The 24,578-nt window shown below is 68.1% G+C and carries 20 protein-coding genes and 5 pseudogenes; 9 read left to right on the plus strand and 16 right to left on the minus strand.

The window, feature by feature from the left end; all coding sequences use genetic code 11:
* Positions 1–45: 45 nt before the first annotated feature.
* Positions 46–1,512: a catalase gene (locus tag OG905_RS08660; RefSeq protein WP_328667157.1), complete on the plus strand. Its 1,467-nt coding sequence runs from the start codon at positions 46–48 to the stop codon at positions 1,510–1,512.
* A 618-nt stretch (positions 1,513–2,130) separates the two neighbouring features.
* Here the strand turns inward: OG905_RS08660 and OG905_RS08665 are convergent.
* A pseudogene (locus tag OG905_RS08665) lies at positions 2,131–2,337 on the minus strand (transposase); the annotation flags it as partial.
* Entirely contained in the window at positions 2,331–2,579 is a 249-nt protein-coding gene (locus tag OG905_RS08670) for a DUF5999 family protein (protein WP_328667158.1), read from the minus strand. The gene OG905_RS08670 and the pseudogene OG905_RS08665, both read right to left, overlap by 7 nt.
* Positions 2,580–2,939: 360 nt before the next feature.
* On the opposite strand from OG905_RS08670, the pseudogene OG905_RS08675 reads away from it, so the two are divergent.
* A pseudogene (locus OG905_RS08675) lies at positions 2,940–3,379 on the plus strand (Sir2 family NAD-dependent protein deacetylase); the annotation flags it as partial.
* A gap of 674 nt (positions 3,380–4,053) precedes the next feature.
* On the plus strand, positions 4,054–5,640 hold the full coding sequence (locus tag OG905_RS08680; RefSeq protein WP_328667159.1) for an RICIN domain-containing protein: 1,587 nt from the start codon (positions 4,054–4,056) through the stop codon (positions 5,638–5,640).
* A gap of 352 nt (positions 5,641–5,992) precedes the next feature.
* Here the strand turns inward: OG905_RS08680 and OG905_RS39070 are convergent.
* The 7 genes and pseudogenes from OG905_RS39070 to gcl form a co-directional block, all read right to left on the minus strand.
* A pseudogene (locus tag OG905_RS39070) lies at positions 5,993–6,357 on the minus strand (transposase); the annotation flags it as partial.
* Positions 6,342–7,834 (minus strand): annotated as a pseudogene (locus OG905_RS08690) (ISAzo13 family transposase); the annotation flags it as partial. The pseudogenes OG905_RS39070 and OG905_RS08690, both read right to left, overlap by 16 nt.
* 55 nt (positions 7,835–7,889) lie before the next feature.
* Positions 7,890–9,080: a glycosyltransferase gene (locus tag OG905_RS08695; RefSeq protein WP_328682122.1), complete on the minus strand. Its 1,191-nt coding sequence runs from the start codon at positions 9,078–9,080 to the stop codon at positions 7,890–7,892.
* Positions 8,975–10,045 carry a DMT family transporter gene (locus OG905_RS08700; protein WP_328667161.1) on the minus strand — a complete coding sequence of 357 codons (1,071 nt, stop codon included), beginning with the start codon at positions 10,043–10,045 and terminating at the stop codon, positions 8,975–8,977. Before OG905_RS08700 ends, OG905_RS08695 begins: the two co-directional genes overlap by 106 nt.
* The gene (locus tag OG905_RS08705; RefSeq protein ID WP_328667162.1) at positions 10,042–10,776 is read right to left on the minus strand and encodes a DUF998 domain-containing protein; all 735 of its coding nucleotides are present in this window, start codon (positions 10,774–10,776) and stop codon (positions 10,042–10,044) included. The genes OG905_RS08700 and OG905_RS08705 overlap by 4 nt, the downstream gene beginning before the upstream one ends.
* 1,833 nt (positions 10,777–12,609) lie before the next feature.
* Complete coding sequence (locus OG905_RS08710; protein WP_328667163.1) at positions 12,610–12,828, minus strand: hypothetical protein; 219 nt, start codon at positions 12,826–12,828, stop codon at positions 12,610–12,612.
* Positions 12,829–12,923: 95 nt separating this feature from the next.
* A complete protein-coding gene (gcl, locus tag OG905_RS08715) occupies positions 12,924–14,711 on the minus strand; it encodes a glyoxylate carboligase (RefSeq protein WP_328667164.1) in 1,788 nt (595 codons plus the stop codon).
* A 205-nt stretch (positions 14,712–14,916) separates the two neighbouring features.
* On the opposite strand from gcl, the gene OG905_RS08720 reads away from it, so the two are divergent.
* Both OG905_RS08720 and OG905_RS08725 read left to right on the plus strand, forming a co-directional pair.
* Positions 14,917–15,642, plus strand: a complete 726-nt coding sequence (locus tag OG905_RS08720; protein WP_328667165.1) for a hypothetical protein — start codon at positions 14,917–14,919, stop codon at positions 15,640–15,642.
* A 112-nt stretch (positions 15,643–15,754) separates the two neighbouring features.
* On the plus strand, positions 15,755–16,039 hold the full coding sequence (locus tag OG905_RS08725; protein WP_328667166.1) for a hypothetical protein: 285 nt from the start codon (positions 15,755–15,757) through the stop codon (positions 16,037–16,039).
* On the opposite strand, the pseudogene OG905_RS08730 reads toward OG905_RS08725, so the two are convergent.
* Positions 16,040–17,043, minus strand: a pseudogene (locus OG905_RS08730) (IS5 family transposase).
* 265 nt (positions 17,044–17,308) lie between these two features.
* Here OG905_RS08730 and OG905_RS08735 point away from each other — a divergent pair.
* On the plus strand, positions 17,309–17,437 hold the full coding sequence (locus OG905_RS08735) for a hypothetical protein (RefSeq protein WP_328667167.1): 129 nt from the start codon (positions 17,309–17,311) through the stop codon (positions 17,435–17,437).
* Here OG905_RS08735 and OG905_RS08740 read toward each other — a convergent pair whose 3' ends face one another.
* The 6 genes from OG905_RS08740 to OG905_RS08760 all read right to left on the minus strand — a co-directional run bounded on the left by OG905_RS08740 (position 17,438) and on the right by OG905_RS08760 (position 21,796).
* Positions 17,438–17,629 (minus strand): hypothetical protein, encoded by a 192-nt coding sequence (locus tag OG905_RS08740; protein WP_328667168.1) that lies wholly within the window; start codon positions 17,627–17,629, stop codon positions 17,438–17,440.
* A 442-nt stretch (positions 17,630–18,071) separates the two neighbouring features.
* The gene (locus tag OG905_RS39075) at positions 18,072–18,407 is read right to left on the minus strand and encodes a DUF7848 domain-containing protein (RefSeq protein ID WP_443043909.1); all 336 of its coding nucleotides are present in this window, start codon (positions 18,405–18,407) and stop codon (positions 18,072–18,074) included.
* Positions 18,308–18,538 (minus strand): hypothetical protein, encoded by a 231-nt coding sequence (locus OG905_RS08745; protein WP_328667169.1) that lies wholly within the window; start codon positions 18,536–18,538, stop codon positions 18,308–18,310. Before OG905_RS08745 ends, OG905_RS39075 begins: the two co-directional genes overlap by 100 nt.
* Before the next feature lie 94 nt (positions 18,539–18,632).
* The gene (locus tag OG905_RS08750) at positions 18,633–19,868 is read right to left on the minus strand and encodes a helix-turn-helix domain-containing protein (protein WP_328667170.1); all 1,236 of its coding nucleotides are present in this window, start codon (positions 19,866–19,868) and stop codon (positions 18,633–18,635) included.
* A 626-nt stretch (positions 19,869–20,494) separates the two neighbouring features.
* Positions 20,495–20,695 (minus strand): hypothetical protein, encoded by a 201-nt coding sequence (locus OG905_RS08755; protein ID WP_328667171.1) that lies wholly within the window; start codon positions 20,693–20,695, stop codon positions 20,495–20,497.
* An 846-nt stretch (positions 20,696–21,541) separates the two neighbouring features.
* Positions 21,542–21,796: a hypothetical protein gene (locus tag OG905_RS08760; protein ID WP_328667172.1), complete on the minus strand. Its 255-nt coding sequence runs from the start codon at positions 21,794–21,796 to the stop codon at positions 21,542–21,544.
* A 725-nt stretch (positions 21,797–22,521) separates the two neighbouring features.
* Between OG905_RS08760 and OG905_RS08765 the strand changes: the two genes are divergently transcribed.
* From OG905_RS08765 to OG905_RS08775, 3 genes are all read left to right on the plus strand, one after another.
* Positions 22,522–23,295 carry a hypothetical protein gene (locus OG905_RS08765; RefSeq protein ID WP_328667173.1) on the plus strand — a complete coding sequence of 258 codons (774 nt, stop codon included), beginning with the start codon at positions 22,522–22,524 and terminating at the stop codon, positions 23,293–23,295.
* The gene (locus tag OG905_RS08770; protein WP_328667174.1) at positions 23,292–23,666 is read left to right on the plus strand and encodes a GntR family transcriptional regulator; all 375 of its coding nucleotides are present in this window, start codon (positions 23,292–23,294) and stop codon (positions 23,664–23,666) included. Before OG905_RS08765 ends, OG905_RS08770 begins: the two co-directional genes overlap by 4 nt.
* Positions 23,667–23,815: 149 nt before the next feature.
* Positions 23,816–24,343 (plus strand): SigE family RNA polymerase sigma factor, encoded by a 528-nt coding sequence (locus tag OG905_RS08775; RefSeq protein ID WP_443044063.1) that lies wholly within the window; start codon positions 23,816–23,818, stop codon positions 24,341–24,343.
* Positions 24,344–24,578: the final 235 nt, after the last annotated feature.

A 24,578-nucleotide genomic window follows, 5' to 3' on the forward strand; every position in this document is an offset into this window, starting at 1 on the left:
CTCGCACCGCCAGCAGCTCCAGCACGGAAGGTCAATCCCGCCACCATGACGCAGCGTGTGCTTACGACCGAGTCAGGCGCCCCGGTCGCCGACAACCAGAACTCCGCCACCGCAGGCGTCGGTGGCCCCCTCCTCCTGCAGGACCAGCACCTGCTCGAGAAGCTCGCCCGCTTCAACCGGGAGCGCATACCGGAGCGCGTGGTGCACGCCCGCGGCAGCGGCGCGTACGGCTACTTCGAGGTGACCGACGACGTCACCGGCTTCACCAAGGCGGACTTCCTCTCCCAGGTCGGCAAGCGCACCGAGACGTTCATCCGCTTCTCGACCGTCGCCGACTCGCTGGGTGGCGCGGACGCGGTCCGCGACCCGCGCGGTTTCGCGCTGAAGTTCTACACCGAAGAGGGCAATTACGACCTCGTCGGCAACAACACCCCGGTGTTCTTCATCAAGGACCCGATCAAGTTCCCGGACTTCATCCACTCCCAGAAGCGCGACCCCTTCACGGGCAAGCAGGAGCCGGACAACGTCTGGGACTTCTGGGCGCATGCCCCCGAGGCGACGCACCAGGTGACCTGGCTGATGGGCGACCGCGGCATCCCCGCCTCGTACCGCCACATGAACGGCTACGGCTCGCACACCTACCAGTGGACGAACGAGGCCGGCGAGGCCTTCTTCGTGAAGTACCACTTCAAGACCAACCAGGGCATCCGCTGCCTCTCCTCGGAGCAGGCGGCCGAGCAGGCCGGCAAGGACGCCAACAGCCACCAGACGGACCTGCTCCAGGCCATCGAGCGCGGTGTGAACCCCTCGTGGACCCTGTACGTCCAGGTCATGCCGGCGGCCGAGGCGGCGGACTACCGCTTCAACCCCTTCGACCTCACCAAGGTGTGGCCGCACAGCGACCACCCGCTGCAGCGCGTGGGCCGCCTGGTCCTCGACCGCAACCCCGACAACGTCTTCGCCGAGGTCGAGCAGGCCGCGTTCTCGCCGAACAACTTCGTGCCGGGCATCGGTCCTTCGCCGGACAAGATGCTCCAGGGCCGGCTGTTCGCCTACGCGGACGCACACCGCTACCGCCTGGGCGTCAACCACACCCAGCTGCCGGTGAACGCGCCGAAGGCTGTTCCTGGGGGGTCCCCCGACAACTACGGCCGCGACGGCTTGATGGCCACCCGCAACGGCCCGCGCCACGACAAGAACTACGAGCCCAACTCGTACGCCGGTCCCGCGCAGACGGACTCCGCGCTGTCGGCCCCGCTGGCCATCCACGGCTGGACGGGCACGCACGCCGCGCCGCTGCACAACAAGGACGACGACTTCTTCCAGGCGGGCGAGCTGTACCGCCTGATGTCCGAGGAGGAGAAGTCCCGTCTGGTGGCCAACATCGCGGGCGGCCTCTCGCAGGTCACCCGTGACGACGTCATCGAGAAGAACCTCGCCCACTTCCACGCCGCCGACGCCGACTACGGCAAGCGCGTCGAGGAGGCGGTCCGCGCCCTGCGCGAGGACTAGGAACGAACAAGCTGCGCCCGGCCCCTGACGAGAGGTCAGGACCGGGCGCCGCCTGTGCCGCGGACCCGGATGAGGGGTGGTCATGCGGAACGGGCAGGCCGAGGACCGCGGCGGTAGTGCGATGCCAGTGCGGTGGTCAAGGCACCGGAGTCCGCTTCTTGACCTGAAGGAAGCGAACCCTCGGTCCCCATCGCCGCCGCCGCGGGCCTCTCCCTGAGGCAGTCGGCCACACAGTCTCCGCCCGGCGACACGAATGTCCTGTCGCGCCAGCCTCGCGTCGTCGGGCGGTATCAACTGCCCAGGCGGGGTGCTGATCGTGGACGAGACCGGGTGCGCGCCACGAGGCGCTGACGAATCGAGCGGGAGGGAGAACCCGCCGCTGGTCATCGCAGTGACCGGTTGAAGCTGGAGGCAGGCGGAGCCCTGGGTCGGGGGTGAGGCTGGAAGCGGCCTCGACAACGTAGGGGCGGACCGACACCCCGACACCACCAGATGGTTCGTGCCCACAAGCGAAGACGGAATGGGTGCAAGGAAACTGAATTGGTGGTTGAAGCCCCGTGAGTCGTCAGCGGTCTGCCGAATCTGGTGGATGGGCCGCGCCGCAGTGCTGGAGAGTGCTCTATCGATGCGGTGGGGGATGCCGCGCTCGCGTAACCATTGCCGCAGGTGGGAGTAGTCGTAACCCTTGTCGGCGTGGAGTTTTCCCGGCTTGCGTCGCCGCCGCCCGCGGCGGGAACGGATCGGGGGTATGCCCTTCACCAGGGGGATCAGGGCCTGGCTGTCGTGCAGGTTGGCCCCCGAGATTCCGACGGATCCTCCTACTCCGAGGAGCCCGTGAACTCTGCCGCACGTGTGGTCCGGCCCTCCATGCGTGAGGCGGGCAGTATCGGCAGCGAGCGGTGCGGTGTCACCACGCGCAGGTCGGGAAGAATCTCACCGGTGTCCTCGAAGATCACTACACTATTGCACAGCAGCACCCAGCCCTGCTCCGGGTGCGATGCCACAACGCGCGCTGCCTCGTGGTCGGGTGCTTCCCATGGAGGACACGGTGGCTCGTGCTCACACATGGCAGCCAGCCCCTCTCCTCGTCGGTCTTGACGGGTGTCGGACCCGTCAAGCGTGTGGGCGGGCTGCCTGAAGGACCACCGTAGAAGCAGTCATATAGGTACCTACGCGGTTCCCGTGGGCGCGAGCCACGGCCGCCGTACAGCTCTCCGCAGACGAGCCCGGGGGCCAACCTCCGCACGTCTCTGCGCCCCGCCGAGCCGTCTCGGATCACCCAGGAACGCCGCGTGCTCCTCTGCGGCACCCACAACCGCCGCTGACCGGCGACCTACACCCGCGGCAGCTGCTTCGTAGCAGGGCACTCCGCAGGGGCCCACCGCCAGACGCGGGTGGCCTGTCCCGCCAGCCACAGACGGTGGCCCGGTCTCGAGGTGCTCGCCGGGTTGCCCACCCGCAAGGTGCTGGAACTGCGCGGCACCGTACGCAGCGACGTGTGTACGCAGTACCACGCGCGGGCCCATGGTGGATACGCCCTCGCCCGGGTCGAGGCCGACGGGGACGATGCGCCGTGCCTGGAGTGCGGCGGCATCCTCAAATCCGCCACCGTGATGTTCGGCGAACGGTGCTCGGCGAGGCCGTGGCCATCACCAAGGCCTGCCAGGTGTTCATCGCCGTCGGCAGCACCCTCCAGGTCCAGCCCGCCGCCGGCCCCGCAGGCATCGCCGCCGACCAAGGCGCACGGCTGATCATCGTCAACGCCGAGCCCACACCGCACGACGACCGCGCGGACGAGGTCATCCACGAGCCCATCGGGACTGCCCTGCCTGAGCTTCTCCGCTGTCTGACGAGCGAGTGGACGTAAGGCGTCCTACCGCTTGCCGCTCACGGCCGCACCACCCGTCGGTGCACACGCGAGCAGGGGCAAAGACCCCTGTCCGGCATACCCCGCCGTCCGACGCCTCTCGGGCTCCCACCCGGTACGTAGGTATCAAAACCCGTGACTTTCCGGGTAGGCACAGCGGCCCCCTCGGTCCATCATCCTCTCCTCGGAGATCCGCCGACCCGCCACGCTGCGGGATCGGAGACCACGCCCGTCAAACGGGACCAACGACACGACGAGGCGGCACTGATGCGCCACTACCCCCCGTGGAAACGGACGAGATCGCCGCCGACCGACGGGCACACGGACAAGCGTTAACTCCTCGAGCGGCCGCCCATGAAACTACTGCGCGCACATACGCGATGGCACCCAAGCCGCGCGGACACCGCCGCGATAGCCCTTCCATCCGCGCGCCGAGCCATCACCAGATGGGTCAGCGAACCAATCGCTACCCCCCCCCGGGGCCGTCGCCCTACGGTGGACGCGGCCCGTATCGAAGGGAAGTTGACATGACCGGTTCTTCGGTCGCGCGACCAACACCCACACGGGTGATCCTATCCGTACTGGCACTGTGCATCGCAGCCTTCGGCTCCGTCCTGTCCCCGCTGTCCACCCACACAGCCCACGCCGCCGACTGCAGTCAACCAATGCAGTGTGTGACCCTCTACAACAAGGCTATTGACCCCAGCTCCGGGAACACGCGCTGGGCGCACCTCACCGCCGGTGTCAGCCAGGGCAGCAGGATGGAGGTCACATCTGCAGCCTGGGAGAATAATCTATTCCAATACCAACCCGACTGGGGCGTCACGCTGCGTCCGCACGAGCCCGACGACGGGACCTTCCAGATGGTCAGCACCAAGACCGGACGGTGCGTGGACACGTATTGGGATGCCGGGCCCCGAATGGACATGGTTTACGCGGAGGCGTGCAATGCGTCACGCACGTCGCAGTGGTGGTATGTGCAGCCCTACAAAAATGCATACATGATCCGGCAAGTCCAAAACAGCGACGCCGATCAGCTTAAGGATAACTGCCTGTGGTGGCATCGGGGAACAATGTGGGGTGCTGGCGGGTGGCCCTGTCAAGCTTCAGGTAGCGACTGGGACGAGGGATACGGACTCTGGTGGATCTACGACACAGCCGATCCCATCAGCCACCGTTACGTGAATCTGGCCGCCAAGTATGCCATGGCGCACTGCAATAAGGGCTACACAGCCGGGAGCAACAACTCCTACTGCAAGTTTACGGCCTACCCCAACACCACCGAAGTCAAATCGACCGACCAGTGGTTCTGCTGGAAAAGCAGCAGAAACGAGACCAGTGTACCGCAGACGAAACACTACAAGTACACGGAATCGTACGCCAAGTCGATTCTGACGGGTGAAAACTGGCGGGTAGGGTTCGAGGTCGGAATCAAAGGTAACCTCGGGGGGGGAAAGAATGGGGGAGAGGAAAAAAGCCCCGGGAAAGTCGAGGTAGGGCTAACCCTCTCTGGCTCGTGGGAACACACGTACCAGACGGTCAACACCTGGCAGCAGACGACAGAAGAAATGCACGATCTAGCCGTACCTGCCTACAAGCAGGCATGGATCAAAGTGAAGCCGCTCCGGCAGAGCGAAAAGGGCACGTGGACGTTCTCCTACGGAGACTTTGGCCAGTGGGACTACGCCGGTGACAGCGTCCTCGACATACCGGTCCCGACTGGCTTCGGCAAAAACACCGAATTTGACACCGGCGAGGGCCCCGTCAACGGCCCATATTGCGGCGGGTTGCCGGCACTGGACGAGGACAGCCTTATCACAGCCGCATCACCTGCGGTCAGTGGGAAAATCGCCGGCCCTGGCAGCAGGACAGACCTGTGCGTGTCCGGCTTTTCGGCCAAAACATACCCCGTCCGAATCGGGCCTTGCAGCGGCTGGTCCTCCGGCACCACACCAGCTTCTATGATCTGGAAAAAATCGTCGACTAACGGTCTGTCCCTGGTGGGCATGAACTCCCTGGCGGGCGTGAACCAGTGCCTGGACGTCCAGAGCGGCTCCAAAAACAACGGCGCCTTGGTCGGTTTGTGGGATTGCGGCGGGGAGCCTAACGAGCAGTGGATCATTCAGCCTGATGGACACTTGTTCAACCCGTATTCACGCAAGTGTCTGGACGACTACGACGCTAACACCGCGACGGGAGCTCAACTTGTAATTTGGGACTGCTGGGACGGCCAGAACCAGGTCTGGCATCTGCCATTCTGACCAGATCCCGCGTTACAGCACGGTGGCAGGAACCCAGCCTGCCGCCTTGTGCAGTTCCCTCAGACAACAGGACAGCAGAAACATGACAAGGCGCGTGCACTGGGGGTGCATCACCCCCAGTGCACACCGCCGACACGACGGGCCTGCAGCCCAGGGCCCCCGCCGCCCCTCCCGGCCATGCCCAGTGTCATCGCGGTATGGAAGGTGAAGGTTGCCCTTGCGGCGGGCTTGTTCGATTGCTTCGGAGCTTGGCCGGGGCTCCGGGCTTTGAGGTCCAGAAAGTGGTCCAGTACGACCAGCCGGTGCCCTTGGTGGTCAGACGCGGGTGGCGGCGATCTCGATGCGGCCGTGGGAGACGACCACTTCGCTGGACCACAGCAGGACGTGGTTTCGGCACGGCCAGCACATAGTCGACCTGGGCTTCCTCGAGGGTGCGGCGAAAGCGCCATTCCTGCCCGTAAAGGCTGCCGGCGGTCACCCACGCGGTGGGCCGTGCGGAAGCAAGCGCCCGCAGGGCCAGAGCACGGGCCAGTTCACCCTTGGTGGCGAACGCCCGCTCGGCCGGCACCCGGGCGGTCCGGCAGCGATCCGGGTCGTCCGTCCAGGACCTCGGCAGATACAGCTTCAGTCCACCAGCGCCCGTCCCTTGGACGAGGAGTAGGCGGCAAAGTCGCCGATCTGGCAGTTCTCGGCACTGCCGGGGCTTGTAATTGAATAGGTGTCAGAGTTGATCTGTTGGACCGTCGTCGGTGGGCGTCGAGCGGGCTCGGATCTGTTCCAGGGTGCGGGCGGGTGATCCGGGTAGTGGTGTAACGACGACGCGGTGCAGGTCCAGGAGGCGTTGGCCGTCCTGGAACTGGTTGGACAGGTTGGTGCGACTGACCCCCAGCAGCTGGGCCAGGAATGTGCTGGTGACTGCTCCGCGGCGGCGTAACAGGGCTGTCAGGAGGCGGTGGAAGTGGTCCAGACTGCTGGTTTGTGGATGGAGGTATCCGCGTGGGCGGTGGAAGCGCCGCTGGAAGGCCGCCTCGGCCAGGGCGTCCCAGTACGGCTCCGAGACCGCCACCAGGCGTCCGAAGGCGGGCCGTGACATGCCGGTCAGGGACAGGTCGGTGAGCATCGTGGTCAGGGCGGGATCGACCCGTCGGACGGTCGCAGGTGCCTCGGGGGTTCGGGGAGGAACGGGGGCCACGGTGTAGTTCCAGTTGCCGTGGAAGGTGTTGGGTATGATTGGCAGCGCGTGGAACTCGGCGGGTGTGACCGTGATACCGAGCCTGTAGTCACCCGTGTCCAGTTCGGCTCTGATGGTCAGCCCCTTCCCGGTCGTCGTCGCGGCGATGGTTTCGATGACGACCTGGTAGCGGATCAGTGGACGGCCCCGCCAGTTCGCGGTGATGTGGCAGAACATTCGGTGTTCGATCTTGTTCCATTTAGATGTGCCGGGCGGGAGGTGGCAGACCGTGATCTCCAGCCCGCTTTCCAGGGCGAAGGCGGCCACGTGCTTCTTCCATGTCCAGCGGCGGGGGTCGTTGGAAACCGCCGGCGTCGGCGGTGATCAGCAGCCGGGTGGCGTCCGGGTGGTCGCCAGACCGGGTCCTTGCCCTGACGCCAGGTGCGGCCGGGCCGGTCGCGGTCGCCGAGCCATTCCTTGGCCTTGGTGTCGACGCTGATCACCGGCTGTCCGCTGTCGAGGAAGTCGGTGGCGGTGGCGTTGAGGTGGGTGAACTGGGCGTCGCGGTCCGGAAGGGCGTCGCCTTCCGTGGTCTTGACCGTGCCCAGCAGGCTGTATCCCAGACCGTGGAGCAGGTACCCGACAGTAGCCGCGCTGGCCCCGTGGCCCTGCGCGGTAAGGGCCGAAGCCAGGGTTACAGCGACAGGGTCGTCCACCGCAACGGGGAGACGGGATCACCCCGGGTGTGCGGTTCGATCAGCTCCTCCAGCGCCGGCAGCAGACCGGGGTCGGTGACCGTCAGCGGCTCGCGGCCGGCTCCCCGAGCCCGGATCCGCCGCGTCGGCGCCGGGTGTCCGGCCAGCTCGGTGATACCGCGTGCGATGGTGCTGGCGCAGGTGCCGGAGGCGCAGCCACCAATGTGATCCCGCCGTGGCCGATAGCGATGGCCTCGCTCGCCAGGTGGAGCCGACGGCGCCGCTCGTCGAGATGCGGCAGGAGCTGATCGAACTTGGCCCGCAGCACAGCACGTCGCGCAAGGGACGCACCCTGATCGACCGGGCGGTACGCCCTTGCGCTGTCAGACCTGGCTCGCCCGGGAGGCCAGGCCATCGTCGATGCGTGGGGGTGCCGCGAGTCGCAGAGGCAGGTACAGGTCCTCGAACGTGCGCAGTGTGTGGTCGATGTCGTGCCGGGCGACCAGGGATCGGGCGGCCGCTCCCAGCTCCGCGCGCAGACGGGGGTCGAGGAGGAGCTCCGTGAGGTGTCCCGCAAGGGCGTGAAAGTCTCCGGGAGAGTAGAGCAGGCCGGTGCGGCCCGGCTTGACGAGGTGCGGCAGGGCCATGGCGTCCGCGGCGATCACCGGCTTTCCCGCGGCCATTGCCTCCATGGTGGCAAGGCTCTGAAGTTCGGCGATACCGGGCATGCAGAAGAGATCCGCGCGCGCGTAGGCGACGAGCAGATCGGCGTCGCTGACCAGGCCGTGGAAGACAACGCGGTCGCGGATACCCAGCTGGTCGGTGAGCTCCTCCAGCGTCTGGCGGCAGCGTCCGTCGCCGACGATCTCCGCGAAGACCGGCAGAGTCCGGGGCACGAGGGCCACAGCATGCAGGAGTTCATGGACGCGCTTCTCCTCGTCCAGCCGGCCTACGAACAGCACGCGGCGGAGGTCATCGCCGGGCGCGCGGAAGCCGAGCCGGCCAAAGCGGCGCAGGTCTATCCCGCAGGAGACGGGGTGTGCGAGCACCGGCAGACCGTTGTCGTGCAGCAGCTGCACGGCCCGCGGGGTCGGGGCTGTGACCACCTGAGCCTGGCGGTACACACGCACCAGGTCGCGCCAGGCCAGCCTGCTCACCGCTGCCGCCAGGCGGTCGGGGACTCTCGCGTAGCCGAGGAGGTTCTCCGGCATGAAGTGATTGGTGGCGACGACGCGCGTACCGCGGGTCAGGGCCGCGCCGACCAGAGCGCGGCACACCGGGAAGTGTGACTGCACGTGGACGACGTCCGGTCCGATCTCCTCAAGGAGCCCGGTGACCGGACCGGTCGTCTGCCAGGGCAGGCAGAGGCGGAACGTGGGATGCAGGCGGATCCTGTGGGAACGCAGGCGGTGTTCGGTGACGCCGTCGACGGACGAAGTGACCGTCCTCGGCCCGGTCGACGGACAGATCACATGGACCTCGTGGCCTCGTCGGGCCAGGCCGTGGGCGAGGCGGTGCGCGAAGTTGGCCGCTCCGTTGACGTCGGGCGGGTAGGTGTCGGCGCCGATGACGATCCGAAGCGTGCGGGAGCGCGGAGAGGTGGGGACGGGGGCGTCGGACATGGCGTATTCCTTGGGGTTGGACGGGCGGGTACGGCGGATGCCGGTCGTTGTCGGGGAGGACCGGAGGGAGGGACTGTGAGAGAGAGCGCGATCACGCCGCTCAGTGCCAGAGCGGCGCAGGCCGCCGAGCCGAGGGCACTTGCCAGGCCGAGGCCCGCGCCTTCGCCCAGCAGCACCAGACCCGTGCCGACGGCGACGAGTGGGTCGATCACGGTCACGCATGCCATCGCGACCTCCGGTGGGCCGGTCGCGTACGCGTACTGGAAGAACCAGCCACCGGCCACCAGGGCGGCCGCCACAGCGACGGCGTCGATGACGACCACGGCGACGATGCCCTCCGCGGCAACGTGCTGGAAGCCGGCGCGCATGAGGACGGACACCAGCCCGAACGCCGCGCCTGCGCCGGTGGCGCAGGCGAGGCTGCGGACCCGAGCACCCCACTCCGACCGGCGCCTCACGCCGATCGCCGCGCAGAGCACCATCACACCGGCGACGAGGAGGACTGCGCGCAGTTCGGCCCCGGCCGGTACGCCGGTGGGGGCGACGCGGCTCGCGGCGAGGCCGGCGAATGCGCCGGCACCGGTGGTCGTCGCGGCGACCGCGGGCCATACGGAGCGCCACCGCGCCGTGCGGTCCACGCGTGTGTTCCACACCGCCGTGATCACGACGGCCAGCACGCCCAGCGGCTGAATGACCGTCAAAGGGGCGAGGGCCAGCGCGGCGGCGTGAAGTACGGCACCGCCGCCGGTCATCAGCAGCCCGGTGAGCCAGCGCCGGTCGCGGAGCAGCCTCCTGTACTGGGGCGAACGCGTCCGACGACCGTAGGCGGATTCCCGCACCGCGTGGTGCTGGAGCCGCGCGGCCGCGGCGAAGCACCAGGCAGCCGCGATCGCCAGGGCTACGGCCACTTCGGTCACGAGGAGGCTCCCAGCCGGGAAGCGGATCCGCGTCCGAGCCGCACCAGGTCGGCCAGCGAGGACAACAGCGCGAGTTCCATGCACAGAAGCAGACGTTCGGTCAGTCCGAGCGCGCTGCCGACCAGCTTCGCCCCGGCGAAGTCCGGATACGTGGCGCCGAGGTGCGCGGCGAAGAACAGCACGGCGCCTGCTGCGCTCGCCTGCGACAGCAGTCGCACGCGGCGGATGGGGCCCGGGCACGACGGGCGCCGCGGCAGCCGGTCGACGAGCAGCAGGCCGGTAGGCGGAAGACTCGCGAACGCGACGGCACCGGCGTATCGGTGCACGAGCCCGTCCATCGACGAGGGAGAGCCGGGCGGATCGGTCGGGAACACGGCGACGAGCAGCAACGCCATGCACCCTGCGCCGAGCGGTATGCCCGTGCGCCGACCACCGCGTGTGAGCCCCGATCCCGTCAGGCCCGCGAGGACAGCTGCCGAGCCGATGCCCAGACACAGCATGCTCCCGTTGAACAGGGCCGCTCCCCCGTCGACGAGCGCATAGTCACTGATCGTCCGTCTCACCGGGTTCAGCGACCGCCCCGGCCCCAGGTGGAGCCATACGGCGAACACCACTGAGCCGGTCAGGCCCGCGTACGCGAGGAGCGTCCGACCGTCCCAGCCGGCGCCGGGTGCGGTCGTCGACGGCCGCCGTGCGCTCTGCTGTCGTTCGTAGGGAGAGGTGGTCGTCATGGCTCACTCCGGCCGCTGTGGTGGGGAACCCGATCCGTCGTCGGGACAGGAGCGAGTGAACGCGCAGCTCATGAGGTCACTGCGGCGCTTCGTTATGAAGGGACCGTGTCGGCCTGGGACGGCGGGGTGCACGCTTGACTGGCGGACGATGTCCGCAGAGGGCTTCGCCGTGATCGTGTCGGGTCTGTTCGCGCCTGCGCGAGCCCGCAATCCCTACGCTTGGCAACAACGCGGCCCAGCCGCGCTTCAGCGGCACGGTGGCGCAACGTCGGCCACGACTGGTTGCGTCGGCCGACCCCGCGTAGAGCCGGGGCGGCGGCGGACCTCGCTGACGCCGAGCGCCCGACCTTGACCGACAGCTTGAACCGTTTCGCAGCACTGCTTTTGGCCGCGGACAAGGATGTGACCGTGGAGGTGGAGCGCACAGCGGCGCCGGGGAACGACGCGGCGGCGAAGACGCGTCGGCCGCCGGGAGCCAAGGCGGCCCGGGACACCGAGGAGGGGGGGTCGCGACGCAGGGCGATGCCAAGGACGTCAACGACAGCGAGAGTTCCTTAAGCTGCCCAGCTCATGCCGGGGGGCCTCGGGGAGAGTTCGCACGGCTGCCGAATCGTCGGCGTCCACCGCCGCGGCCCCGCGGGAACCTCCTACGCGTACGACGTAGCAGGTGCCACCGCCGTTCGCGAAGTGCCCGTGGACAGAATGACCGAGACAACAGCTCTCTGCGGAGTCTCCGAAGACGCTCGTGTACTGGCTCCAGTTGCTGATCCGCACGGGCTGGTTCAGCGGGCCCTGGTCAGCGAATCCTGCGAAGGCAGCAACTGCGGTGCACACGCCTTCAACTCGGCGGAATCCGCTTTCCATTTCCTCCAGGTAAATGCCCGGGGACAAGTTGTTGGGCACCCATCGCTCCTTGCTGAAAGATCACTCGAGTGAGGCTCAGCCGTGTACGAGCGGACGGCGCTCTCGGTGACCAAGACTGCCGAACGGGAGACACCCGGGGATCACGGAATGTCCGGGAGATTTGGATGTCGTCTCTCAACCCTTGTGGGGAGTTGAAGGTGCGGGGCGTACGGAGGAGCGGCTGGTGCCGCGCGTCATGGGTGCTGTTACGACGGGTGGCGCCTCCGACTGAGGTGGGGCGGCGCCAGCAGGTGCCGCCGGGCGGGGTTCGCGGGACGCCGGCCGAGGGTGATGGTTCGTTGCCGAGGGACGGGGCCGGAGTTCGGGACGATGCTTCGCTCTCGTCCCAACGGACCGCACGCAACGTGGCGTATCCGTGGCCGACGACTTCCGACCACCGGCATGGGTTCAGGGTGAGCCGCAACAGCCGAGAAATCCGCGCCGTGATCATGCACCGACCTGGCTCGCCTGAGGACCTGCCGCCCGGGCAGAGCTGCTGTGGGCCCGCCGGGCAACCGGTGTGGGCGATGGTGTCCTCGATGCTGCTGCGGGCTGCGGGCTGCGCGTGAACCCAACGACGGCGTCGGGACGAGGAACCAAATCTCACGGAGGTTCCGTGATCACCGACGCCGTCCAGTTGGGCATTCTCTTCCCGTGGGGCGATCAACCCCTGGCTACTCGCGCGCTGTTCCATCCCCCCACGGCCGTGGGCGAGTGGCCTTTCACCGCACCCATTAGTCTCCGCCCGGCGACACGAACGTCCAATCGCGCCAGCGTGTCGTCGGGCGGTACCAACTGCACAGCCAGAGCGCCGAGTTGCGGAGGGGCCCGCAGCTCGGCGCTCTCCTTTGCGCGGCTATGCCGTAAGGCAGTTGCGCCGCAGGACGGTGACCGTCAAGGCGATCAGGCCCGCGCCGAAAAGGCGAAGAGTTAGCCCGCGCCCGGGCCGTACGCGTCGATCAGGTGGCCCGACAGGGGCGCGCCCAGCGCAGTGCCCGCCGAGGCCGCCGTCGTCAGCCAGGTCAGGCCTTCGGTGCGGTGTTCCACGGGGACGACCGCCAGGGCGATGCGTACGAGCTGTTCGTCGGGCGCGAGGGATCCGGCCCAACTCGTCCTGGGCTTCGGCAGTCTCGGCGAGCGCGCGGGCATCGCGACGGTCGTCGGCGTCCTGCGCGCAGAGCACGAAGCGGCACCCGCCCCGGAGTGATTCCGGGACGGGCGCCGCTCGTGGCTCGCGCGGGCGCTCAGACCTTGAGCGTCCTGATGGACGTGGGCGCGTGCCCGGGCTCCGTCGCCAGCTCCTCGAACTCGGTGACATCACTGATGTCGGCCGTCTTGCTCATCGAGATGTTGGTGACGCGCTCCAGGATCGCCTCGACGACGACCGGCACCCGGAACTCGGCGGCCAGCTTCTTGGCCTCCTCGAAGGCAGGCAGCAACTGGTCGGGCTCGGTGACCCGGATGGCCTTGCAGCCCAGGCCCTCGACGACCTTGATGTGGTCGACGCCGTAGACACCCAGCTCGGGGGCGTTGATGTTCTCGAACTCCAGGTTGACCTGGAAGTTGATGTCCAAGCCGATCTGCGCCTGACGGATCAGGCCCAGGTAGGCGTTGTTCACCAGGACATGGACGTACGGGATCCTGTGCTGCGCGCCGACCGCCAGCTCCTCGATCATGAACTGGAAGTCGTAGTCGCCGGACAGTGCGACGACCGGGGACTCCGGGTCCGCGGTGGCGACACCGAGCGCGGCAGGGATGGTCCAGCCGAGCGGGCCCGCCTGGCCGCAGTTGATCCAGTGGCGCGGCTTGTAGACGTGCAGCATCTGCGCGCCGGCGATCTGGGAGAGGCCGATGGTGGTGACGTAGCGCGTCTGGGGGCCAAAGGCCTTGTTCATCTCCTCGTACACGCGCTGCGGCTTCATCGGCACGTTGTCGAAGTGCGTGCGGCGCAGCAGTGTGGCCCTGCGCTCCTGGGTGGAGGCGACCCAGTCGGAGCGGTCGGGCAGCTTGCCGGCGGCCTTCAGCTCCTTGGCCACCTCGACGAAGAGCTCCAGCGCGGCCTTGGCGTCGGATGCGATGCCGAAGTCGGCGGCGAAGATCTTGCCGATCTGGGTGGGCTCGATGTCGACGTGCACGAACTTCCGGCCCTTGGTGTAGACGTCGAGCTTGTAGCCGGTGTGGCGGTTGGCCCAGCGGTTGCCGATGCCCAGGACGAAGTCGGACTCCAGGAAGGTCGCGTTGCCGTAGCGGTGCGAGGTCTGCAGACCGACCATGCCCGCGTTCAGCTCGTGGTCGTCGGGGATGGTGCCCCAGCCCATCAGGGTCGGGATGACCGGCGTACCGGTGAGCTCGGCGAACTCCACCAGCAGATCGGAGGCGTCGGCGTTGATGATGCCGCCGCCGGCGACGATCAGCGGGCGCTCGGACTCCAGCAGGAACCGGATCGCCTTCTCGGCCTGGGCGCGGGTCGCTGCGGGCTTGTAGACCGGCAGCGGCTCGTACGTCTCGGGGTCGAACTCGATCTCGGTGAGCTGGACGTCGATGGGCAGGTCGATGAGGACCGGGCCCGGGCGGCCCGAGCGCATCAGGTGGAAGGCCTGCTGGAAGACGCCGGGGACCTGCGCGGCCTCCAGGACGGTCGTCGCGGCCTTGGTGACCGGCTTGGCGATCGAGGCGATGTCGACGGCCTGGAAGTCCTCTTTGTGGATCACGGAGGTCGGCGCCTGGCCGGTGATGCACAGGATCGGGATGGAGTCGCCGATGGCCGAGTACAGGCCAGTGATCATGTCGGTGCCCGCGGGGCCCGATGTGCCGATGCAGACCCCGATGTTGCCGGGGTTGGCGCGGGTGTAGCCCTCCGCCATGTGGGAGGCGCCTTCGACATGGCGGGCGAGCGTGTGGTCGATGCCGCCGCCGGCCTGCAGGGCCTTGTAGAAGGGGTTGATCGCCGCGCCCGGCACACCGAACGCGTTCGTGACGCCTTCGCGCTTGAGGATCTCAACTGCCGCTCGGGCAGCGGTCATACGAGGCATGGGTGCTCCTGCTTCGGCCGGTCGGACTCGGGCTCTTTCGCGTCACTCCAGAGCAGCGATTCCGTAATGCGGAAGTTTAGTTCTGCTATACGGAAGCAATCTAAGGCGCGTACAGAACGGCGTCAAGGGATGACCGAAGTCCCGCCCCAAGGCATCCCGCTTGGTGGACGATGGACGGCAGTACGAACGGAAAAGGGGGAGCGCGATGGCCGATACGGTGCCGGTCCGCTGTCCGTCCTGCCGCCGCGACCACGTGTTCGTGTCGCCGGTCTATCCCTGCGCCTGCGGCGCCCCGCTCGCGCCGCCGCTGCTGCACGCCCCGCCGGAACGGATCACGCACCGCACCTGGACGGAAGACTGGGTGACCGTGCGTTGCCTCGCCTGCGGTCGCCAGGACCACTGGCCGCAGCCCGAGCTCGGCTGTCCCTGCGGCACGGTGCTGCGCATCCCGGTCCGCCCGGTGAGCGCCCCCGGCCCCGGCGCGCCGGACACGATGTACTTCGCCGCGCGCCCGTCGCACATCCCGCTGCCGCGCACGGCGACCGTGCCGCGCCCCTCGTTCCGGCCGGTCACGATCCGTACCGCGCGCGACGCGGTGACCGCGGCGGCGCTTTATCTGAAGTGGCTCGGATTCCAGGACGTCGTCCAGCCGGAGGTACGACCCTCCTCCCGAATCGACCTGCGCGGCCCCGGCCTGGTCGCCCAGGTCGACCCCTCCACCCACCCGGCCACCCTGCGCGACGTCGAGTGCCTGTGGCTGAACGGGCTGAGCATCTCCGCGGCCGGCGTCTTCTTCTCCCTCGCGGGATACGCGGACGACGCGAGGTCCCGGGCGGACGACCTTGGCGTCCCGCTCTTCGTCATGGACCTGACGGGGAGCCCTCAGCCGGTGAACGCGGCGGCGGATAAGCTGATCTCCGCTGGGGCGTGAGCCCATTCCACAGCGTCCTACAACGAGAACTTCCGCGCCGCCTGCGGGACATGCACGACACCGTCCGCGAGCAGGCTCGGGAGTACGCCTTCACTCTCCGCATCCCGAGCCCGTGAAAGTAACGACCGTGGCGCCGACCGGCACCTTCGCCAAGATGCCCGGAGTCAGCGAAGGCATCCACCCAATCTACGGCCGGCACTTCCTGCGCCGCGTCCGCTTCTCGATGACGGACCTGGCGCAGGCCGCGAACGTGGCCTGCTTCGAGTTCGAGGGCGACCAAGTGGAGCCGGACATCCTTAACCAGTCCGGCAACACGATGGTCGTCACCTTCCCCACGAAGGACAAGCTCGTCGCCGGGGTCGAGGCGATGGGCCTTAGGGCCTGTGTGACGTCGTGATCAATCAGTTGCCTTCAGCAGGTCGTTGATCCAGATCATGGAGGCGCGGAGGTGGAGGCCGGCGAGGTAGCTCTCGGGTGTCTTGTCGTATCGAGTTGCGATGCCCCGCCAGGCTTTCAGCTTGTTGATCAGGCGCTCGACGGTGTTCCGCCCCTTGTAGAGTTCGGCGTCGTGGCGTGTGGGCCGGCCGCCCCGGCTGCCTTTCTTCTTTCGGTTGGCGGCCTGGTCCTTCTTCTCCGGGATGACTGCCTTGATGTTGCGTTTCCGCAGGTAAGCGCGGTTGGCGCGGGATGAGTAGGCCTTGTCCGCGGCGACAGCGTCAGGCCGGGTCCGGGGACGGCCGACCGGTAGACGGACCCGCACCTTCTGCAGCACGGGGACGAACTGCGGGCTGTCGGCGGCCTGTCCTGCGGTCAGGACGAACGACAACGGACGGCACTTGGGGTCAGCGGCGAGATGAACCTTGCTGGTCAACCCGCCACGGGACCTGCCGAGCAGGGCTTCCTTCAAGCGGAGCTTGCGCCGTCGCCTGATGTGCCGCCGCTCGTCCTGGCCGGGGGCGTCCCTTCCGTCCTGTCCGTTCTGTTCCGGCGGGCCGCCCCCTTTTGCCGGGGCCGTTCCTGGTCAGCGGCGGCTTCCTCGAGGGCCTCCATGACCTCCTTGCCGATGCACATCCCGGCGGCGTCGTGGTGGGCGCGGGCGGTGGTGGAGTCCACGCTGACCAGGGACAAGTCCGTCTGCCCCTGGCGGGCGGCTTCAGCGATCACGCCTTCCAGCAGCGCGGTGAAGACGCCGGCGTCCCTCCAGACCCGGAAGCGGCCGTAGACCGTCGGCCACGGGCCGAACTCGCCCGGCATCTCCCGCCACTGACTGCTGGTGCGGAACCGCCAGATCACCCCCTCGAACTGCTCACGCAGCCGCTCGGGGTACGGGCCGTACTCGCCTATCGGCAGGAACGGCTCGATCAACTTCCACTGCTCGTCGGTGAGTTGCCTGCGCGTCACGATCGTCTTCCTACCGGATCCGGCTTCCAAACGAATCCGGATCGGCAAGATTGATCACGACGTCACACACGCCCTAACACGACGATCGTCGAGTCCGCCGACGAGCTCACCCTCGACCAGATGCTCGCCCTCCAGGCGATGTATCAAACCAAGTACGCCGACAACCCAGTCAGCTATACCGCGAACGTGCCCGAGGGCCTGGACGCGGACGAGACGATGGACGTGATCAAGCGCTGGCTGCCCGACATGAAGGGGCACCACGATCATGGTCGAGGGCACCCGAGAGCAGGCCCGTACGAACGGATCACCGCTGAGCAGTTCACCACCTACGGTGACCTCGATCGAGGACTCCACCGACGAGGACTGCGCGACCGGGGCCCGCCCTGTGCGCTGATCAAGGCCCAGACGCCCCCCGCTGCGAGTCGGCGGGGGGCGTACCGCCTCCGGCCATGTAGTAGATGCCGAGCGCCGCCAGGCTGAGCGTGCCGACCGTGGTGCCCCCCGCCCACAAGAAGCAGGTCGCCACGGGCTCCCGAAGCAGGGCCGCAACGGTACCGCACACGAAACCCGCGATCACAGCGAGCATGAAACAGACGGTGATCCGCGAACACGGCTCCGCGACTGACCTTCACAACAACCTCCCAAAAGCAGGGTGGCTGGTGATGACAAGACTCGACCAGCCACCGAAAACGAAAACGGTGGTTGAGGAGCCGCGGCGCTGGCGCGCCGAGATCCCTCGGGGTCGAGCCTTGTTGCGCAGCCTTCAACAAGAACCCGTGTGGCGGATGGTTCCTGGCCCCCATACAGAGGGGGGCGCTTCCTTCGTTCCTTGGCGGTGCCGGGCGGTTGCTGCTACCTGCTCGCCTGTCGGCCCCCACTACTTGCGGGGCGGTGACTCCTACAAAGTAGCGCAGGGCGACGGCCCGAACACACCAATGACGAAGCCCCCAGGCCGGCGCTCTGGGGGTCTTCGCGCATGAGGAGGCCCCACCCAAGCGCCACGGGGGAAGCGCGAAAGCGGGGCCGGTTCAGGGGGTCATCCACGTCTTCCAGGGGCGCGTGAGTACCTCCCGGTAGGTCAGGTGCGACGGGTTACGTCCGCAGTGCCCAAGGACCCACGCCTGCGGCTCCTCCCACCCCTCGCTGGCTCGGGAGTTCTCCCCGCACACCACGCACATGAACGCGAACGTGGACGGCTCGGCATCCGGCTCCTGATCGGGCCGTAGATGCCACGTGACATGTCGAATGACCGTCTTCGGCTCGCTCACGGGCGCGACCTCGTCATCTCGTTGCGCACCGCCAGCCTGGCGCTCAACTCCTCGCGCGCCGAAGGCGCCACAACATGGTGCGGCAGGGCATCCCACTCCACACCGCCCCCGGCCGGGCGCATGTGCACACGCCCCGCCCACTCGCCCATCACCACGCCGATCTTCCCGCTGGCGGTGTCCTTGGCGAGCTCGCCGACTCCCGGTCTGGTCTCCTCATCACTCCCCATGACCATGAAATTACGGGCGGCGATCACGGCCAGCCAGACATGGCCCGTAGTAGTTGCCCGACAGATCGTCAGGAACTACCACCCGGCATGATAGTTACCCCGCAACGCCCAGGTGAGAGGCCATCTCCCGCATGTCCTGAGTCAGGGTCCGCTTCCGGTTGCTCAGGATGTCCCCCATGATCCGCCGGGCCATCGCCTGATGCTTCAGCCACTCCGGCGACGACCGCCGGATCGTACTCAACTCCTCCATCGCATCCTGATGCGACCCGAGCAGCGTGTGAGCCCGCACAACGTCCAGCCGGTGCCGATCCCAGTTGTTCGCACTCGGCCGACCGAACCGCTTCAACGCCTTCCGCCCGACCGGGCCTTCATCGGCTCGCCGCAGCACTCCACGGGCGTCCCCGATCAGCGACAGGTCTTCGATCGCCTTCGCCTCGGCGGTCACCGGCCCGAACGTGGTCCAGTGCTCCCGGAAGTTGACGTGCTCGACATCCAGCGCGCTCGCGGCGGTCGCCGTCATGCGCCGGGCCTCCTTCGCCACGTCAGGGCGGTTGTTCCGCATCGCGGCGGAGGCGACACGCTGGAGCAGCTCGCCCCAGAGCGCGAGTTCGCCTGCCGTGGCGCCGGAGATACGCGGTTCGATCTCCTCGGCCGTCACGGTAGCCAGCCGCTCGGCCTCGTCGAAGCGGTCCTGCCGGAGGAGGAGCCAGCCCATGCCGACGACACCCGTGGCGGCGATGTGCTTCTCGCCGGCCTCCCGAGCATCCCGGATACCGAGCGACAGCGCGTGATAGGCCATGTCGTAACGCCGCACCTGTGTCAGGTACTTACCGGCCAGCAGGAAGGCGCTCGCGCGCACCACGATGGCCTGCTGGCGGGCCTCGTCGCCCTCGGCGAGGGTCACGGCTGCCTCGGCATCCCGCAGGATGCCCGGCAGGCGCTTGGCGACGCTGTCGTAGCGGTCGGCGTGGTACAGGGAGTGACTGTCGTCGATGTCGCACTGAATCGCGGACAGAGCGGGCGCCAGCTCGGCCTCGACGATCACTTCCCGCAGCCCGACCGGCGGCATCAGAGCCCGGCGCAGCTCGGACAGCTTCGGGCCGTCGCCGTCGTTGATCTGGAGGGGTTCGGGCGCCTCGGTGGCGAAGAGGCTCGACGTCGTGGTGCCCAGAGCTCTGGCAAGCATGTGGATGGTCTCGACTTGGAGGTTCCCGCCCTGCTCGGCCTTGCGGACCACCTGCACGGAAAGGCCCGCCGCTTCGGCAAGCTGTTCCTGACTCATTCCCGTCCGGCGTCGGTGGTTCCGGACGTTCTCTTGGAGCGACGACATCGAATCACCTCTCGGCCAGCGTACGCGGTGGGGCAAGGCCCAAGGAGGCCGCTTCTTCGGGTCCCCACTTTGCGTTCTCCATCGTCCACTGCACTCGGATCATGGGCCGGGCCTATCCGTGCAGGCAAGGAGCGTTTGCTCAGAGTCAGTTCGTTCTGAGCATGCTGATTCTCCGGGCACGTTGCGTTCTGCGTGCTCCGGCCAGCCGCCGGCCGACCGTGCGAGGAGCAAGGCACCCCCCAACCCCCTGGAAGTCGGTCGGCTCACGGGAGCCGGGGGCCAAGTCGCCAAAATTCGGTACGAGTTATCCACAGAGGACGGCAATGGCCATCTTCGCCGTACCGGGCTTCGAGGCCCGCCGGGAGGGGGCCCGAACGCCGTGCTTGCCGAGGTCATCGCTGGAGTGATCGTCGACGCGGGGCCGGACGACGCCGAGCAGGCGTCGGCCCGATAGTTCGAACTCCTATCAACTCACCGGTCCTGGCATCGACATGGAGCTTCCGCAGGGTATGGCAGCCCAGCAGGTGGATTTCTCCACTGCGAGGACAGCCAGGCCCTGCTGCATGAGCTGCTCGCCGCGGGCTCACCGATACGCCGGAAGCGGTGGTCGAACGGCCCTGGGAAGCCTACGAAGCCGCGGCGCGGGCACGTCTTCCGCCGCCCAGCGCGGACGGTTCGGTGCGGACGGTGTCGGTGCCGGCCGCCCAGTCGACAAGCCGGCCGCTGTCTGTCCAGACGAGGCGGATGGAGAAGTACAGCGTACGCACCCCCTGAAGCAGCCCGACGGCCGCATCGCGGTCCTGCACGCTCGCCGCGGTCACCAGCACCAGCCGACCACATGGATCACGCAGACAGTCGGCCGCACCGGCGATCCTGGTGGGCGCCGGCCTGGCGTGTGCCGAAGAAGTTCAGAGAGGCCCTCGGGGGCAGTCCAGCGCTGCTTGAGTCGGCGATGCGGAGAGTGTGTGGCCGCACCTCGTACCGTGTGCGTCCCCAGTCTCCTCCCGTCGACAGTTCCAGCCCGAGACGTGCCAGGTGGGGCTTGAGCCGGGCCAGCCGGGCGCGCAACGCGGGCCGCCGCAGCGGCTGTTCGGGGGTTCCGAGCAGCCAAGCGAGGTCGTGGCAGCACCACGGCTGTCGGTGCTGGACCAGAAGGCAGAGCAGAAGTCGCTGGGAGCAATGTATCGGCCGCGGTGACGAGGACAGCGGGTTCGCGGAGGACGGCGAGCACGGTGTGGGACGCGCCGCGGTGGATATGAGCCAGCGCTGCTCAGCGACAAGCCGAGCGGCCAACTCACGGACCGACATGTTCCGATCGAGGACGTTCGCGGCGCCGATGTCGAGTAGCGCCGCCGCATCGGCGCCGCTCGGTACAAGGGGCACCACCGGTGAAAGCCTGGTCAGGGGACCGATCCGCTGGTGGAGAGTCGGCAGCCAGCGAGGGTTTGGCACGTCCACGATCGCGAGCGAACGTGGACGTGCCAGGAGCTGTTCATAGGCTGCGTGTGAGCCCCATGTCTGGACCAGCGGCGGCGTCAGTCCGGCGTTGGCCATGCTCCGCAGCAGCGGTGCGGTCCCCTGGCGGTCCATCGTGATGATCACGCACGGCATGTCGGGCTGGTTTGGTCTGGTGAAGCGGGTAGCCGGGTGCTGTATGTGCTGTGCCATCAGCATCACGGCACGTCATTAGTCCCAGCAGAGGGCATCCAGTCGTTGACAACGCCCTCCGGCACCCGGACGTGGACGTCGGCCAACTGCGGGTCGTATCCCGGATGGTCCATGACCGGCATCCGCTTCCCGTTGATGGTCAGCCGGTTGTCGGGCGACGCCTGGTGGACCGACCAAACTGGATAGATCTGGAGCAGGGCTGGTGCGGCACGGGCGGCCAGGGGCACCGCGACTGCCAGGCCCGCCGGCACCCTGAGCATCAGGGACAGCGCACCTACGCATCGCCGAGCACGCTGCGGGCCAGGAGGGTCCGAGAGACCGCCGGAGTCCTTGCGGGCCGGGGTTTTTTCGCGGGGCATGGTGATCCGCATCAGGTTTCTGCCTTCGTTCGCAGGGACGGCGAGCGGCGCGCTTCCGTCAGGAGGCGAATACCTCAGCTTGCGGCCGGGACAGGAAGACCAGAGACCGGGAAACTACCTGTGCCGCCACGTCGGGAGGGCGGGCGAGCCGATCGACCGGTCGCCGTTCGCCGCCTCAGATCCACGCGAGGCCAGCCACTGCCGGCACACGAGACCTGGCGCACGCCTGCCGGGACTCGTGGCAGCGCATCATTCCGACCCAGAGGTGCGGCCAGTCAGGCATGGCCAGAGAGAACCGCGCGCCCGCGATGCGGTTACCGCAGACGAACATCTCGTGGGCCTCCGGAAGATTCCCCCGCGAGAGCGCGTCAGTCGGTACGGCCGTCCCGCTACAGCCTTCGACCTCCTCGCCTGCGTGCTCGCCGACGAAGCACGCGAAGGCGGGGGGCGTGCTGTGCAGTGCTTGGCATGGCCACTCGCCTCAGCTTGTATCGAGCTATTGACACAAGATTCCGTCCCGGTGCATCTTGTACTAACCACTCGATACAAACAGGGCTTGCGGCAAGCAGCGCCCGCTACCGCCGGGTGCAAGCCGCGCAGCCGTCACCACTCACTGGGGTCCCCATATGCTCGACACTGATCGGCCCGAATCCCGCCTCCGTGCCCACGCCGACCGCTACGCCCGCTGGGCGGGTCTGGCCGTGGGCGTCGTGGCTGCACCGTTGTGGGCCACCGTAGACATCACCAATTACCCCCTCTACGACATCGGCGTGCCCTGGGTGAGCTACGTCACCGCTTTCGGCCTGTGCGCGGTGGGCGGCGTCCTGCTCGGCGACGCCCTCACCCCCCGTCCTCGGGAGGCGGTACGCACCGCCAGCCTCACCCCGCGCCGGGTCCGGGACCACGTGCCGCCCCGTATCACCCGTCTCCTTCTCCTCCAGGCGGTATTCCTCGTCGTGCTGGTGGGCATCGGGGATGCCACGGCCACCCAAGGCGGCATGGAGCGGGCGATCGGTGCTATGGCTGGTGACGGCGGCTGTGACGGGACCGAACCACCTGTCATCCTCTGGCCCGGCATCTTCCACAGCCGCCAGATCCTCGGCTCTCTCGCCATCGGCACAGTCGCCTGCGCCTGGGCCCTGCGCCGTGTCGCCCGTCGTGCGGGCGACGACCAGCAGCGCCGCGACCGCTCGTGGGCGATCGTCGCAGCCTGGGGGGTGCTGGTCTCGGCCCTGCTGTTGCTCGTCGTTTTGATGATCGCCACCTGGCTGACGGACAACTGCGCCAGCACGATGGGCTCCGTCACCTCCTTGGCGATCTACCCCCTGGGCCTGCTGCCCCTGTTCACCCTGGCATGGTCCCTGTTCACCGTGGCGGTGCCCCGGGCGGCCCGGCGATGACCGCACTCGCCGTCCGCGTCGACACCACCAGCCCAGTACCGCCGTACGAGCAGATCCGCGCCCAGCTCGCCGCGCTGATCGCCACAGGCCGACTGACCGAGGACGAACGCCTGCCGACCGTGCGTCAGCTCGCCACCGACCTGAGCCTGGCACCGGGCACCGTGGCCCGCGCATACCGTGAGCTGGAGACCGCCAAGCTGATCCGCACCCGCCGTGGGGCAGGCACCCGGGTCGCAGCACTCCCGCCTGCGCCGAAGCATCCTGATCCGGCTCAACTCGCCACGCTGGCCGGGGACTTCACCGCAGCCGCCCGCGCTCTGGGTGCCGACACCGAAGCCATCCTGAGCGCCGTCCGCAAGGCCCTGGACTGACGACGCCGGCCCCGCCGTCCGTGACGACATCACCAGCCCGGTACCGCCGTACGAGCAGATTCGCGCCCAGCTCGCCGCTCTGCCCGGGCTCTTCGAGGCATGAGCCACCGAAATCACCCATTGGCAACGTAAGGAACCGACACGTGAACCTGCGCAAGCACCAGGACAAGGTGCTGGAATTCGAGGAGTACGTACGTACACGGCAGGACGCGCTGCTGCGCAGCGCCCGGCGTCTGGTCGCCGACCCGCTCGACGCGCAGGATCTGCTGCAGACCGCGCTCGTACGCACGTACGGCCGCTGGGACGCCATCACGGACAAGCGCCTGACGGACGCCTACCTGCGCCGCGTGATGATCAACACGCGAACCGAGTGGTGGCGGGCCCGCAAGCTGGAGGAGATCCCCACGGAGCAGCTCCCGGACACATCCGTCGAGGACTTCACCGGACAGCACGCCGACCGCGCCCAGCTGATGGACGCCCTCAAAGTGCTCCCCCCAAGGCAGCGCAGCGTCGTCCTGCTGCGCCACTGGGAGCAGATATCCACCCAAGAGACGGCCGCCGCCCTCGGCATGTCGACCGGCACTGTCAAGAGCACCCTGCACCGGGCACTCACCCGCCTCCGCCAGGAACTGGAGCGCCGCGACCTCGATTCCAGCTCCGTATCAGCCACAGGCTGAGGGTGCGCAGCCGCGGACCGTCACGAGTGACGACCATCGTCTCGCAGCGGCACACCCGGATCCACGGACAGCCCTCCCGCCACGGCCGAAACACCCTCCGCGGCAGCAGAGCCTGCTGCCGGAGCGCGTCTGAGGATCGTCCCGCTGGCCACGTTGACTGGCGCAGCCGGCCGGACACCTCCCCGGCCGCGGTGCGACCCCCTGAGCGGGTCCGGTCACGGGGTCGCCTTCTGTG

This window comes from Streptomyces sp. NBC_00322 (genome assembly GCF_036147535.1).
GTDB lineage: Bacteria > Actinomycetota > Actinomycetes > Streptomycetales > Streptomycetaceae > Streptomyces.

Bases quoted from the DNA above. Each gene is read 5' to 3' on its own strand.
- OG905_RS08660 (WP_328667157.1), top strand. From the start codon at position 46: ATGACGCAGCGTGTGCTTACGACCGAGTCAGGCGCCCCGGTCGCCGAC.
- OG905_RS08670 (WP_328667158.1), bottom strand. From the start codon at position 2,579: ATGTGTGAGCACGAGCCACCGTGTCCTCCATGGGAAGCACCCGACCAC.
- OG905_RS08705 (WP_328667162.1), bottom strand. From the start codon at position 10,776: ATGACGACCACCTCTCCCTACGAACGACAGCAGAGCGCACGGCGGCCG.
- OG905_RS08710 (WP_328667163.1), bottom strand. From the start codon at position 12,828: ATGCCCGCGCGCTCGCCGAGACTGCCGAAGCCCAGGACGAGTTGGGCC.
- gcl (WP_328667164.1), bottom strand. From the start codon at position 14,711: ATGCCTCGTATGACCGCTGCCCGAGCGGCAGTTGAGATCCTCAAGCGC.
- OG905_RS08720 (WP_328667165.1), top strand. From the start codon at position 14,917: ATGGCCGATACGGTGCCGGTCCGCTGTCCGTCCTGCCGCCGCGACCAC.
- OG905_RS08735 (WP_328667167.1), top strand. From the start codon at position 17,309: ATGGTCGAGGGCACCCGAGAGCAGGCCCGTACGAACGGATCACCGCTG.
- OG905_RS08740 (WP_328667168.1), bottom strand. From the start codon at position 17,629: ATGCTCGCTGTGATCGCGGGTTTCGTGTGCGGTACCGTTGCGGCCCTG.
- OG905_RS08745 (WP_328667169.1), bottom strand. From the start codon at position 18,538: ATGGGGAGTGATGAGGAGACCAGACCGGGAGTCGGCGAGCTCGCCAAG.
- OG905_RS08750 (WP_328667170.1), bottom strand. From the start codon at position 19,868: ATGTCGTCGCTCCAAGAGAACGTCCGGAACCACCGACGCCGGACGGGA.
- OG905_RS08760 (WP_328667172.1), bottom strand. From the start codon at position 21,796: ATGCTCAGGGTGCCGGCGGGCCTGGCAGTCGCGGTGCCCCTGGCCGCC.
- OG905_RS08765 (WP_328667173.1), top strand. From the start codon at position 22,522: ATGCTCGACACTGATCGGCCCGAATCCCGCCTCCGTGCCCACGCCGAC.
- OG905_RS08770 (WP_328667174.1), top strand. From the start codon at position 23,292: ATGACCGCACTCGCCGTCCGCGTCGACACCACCAGCCCAGTACCGCCG.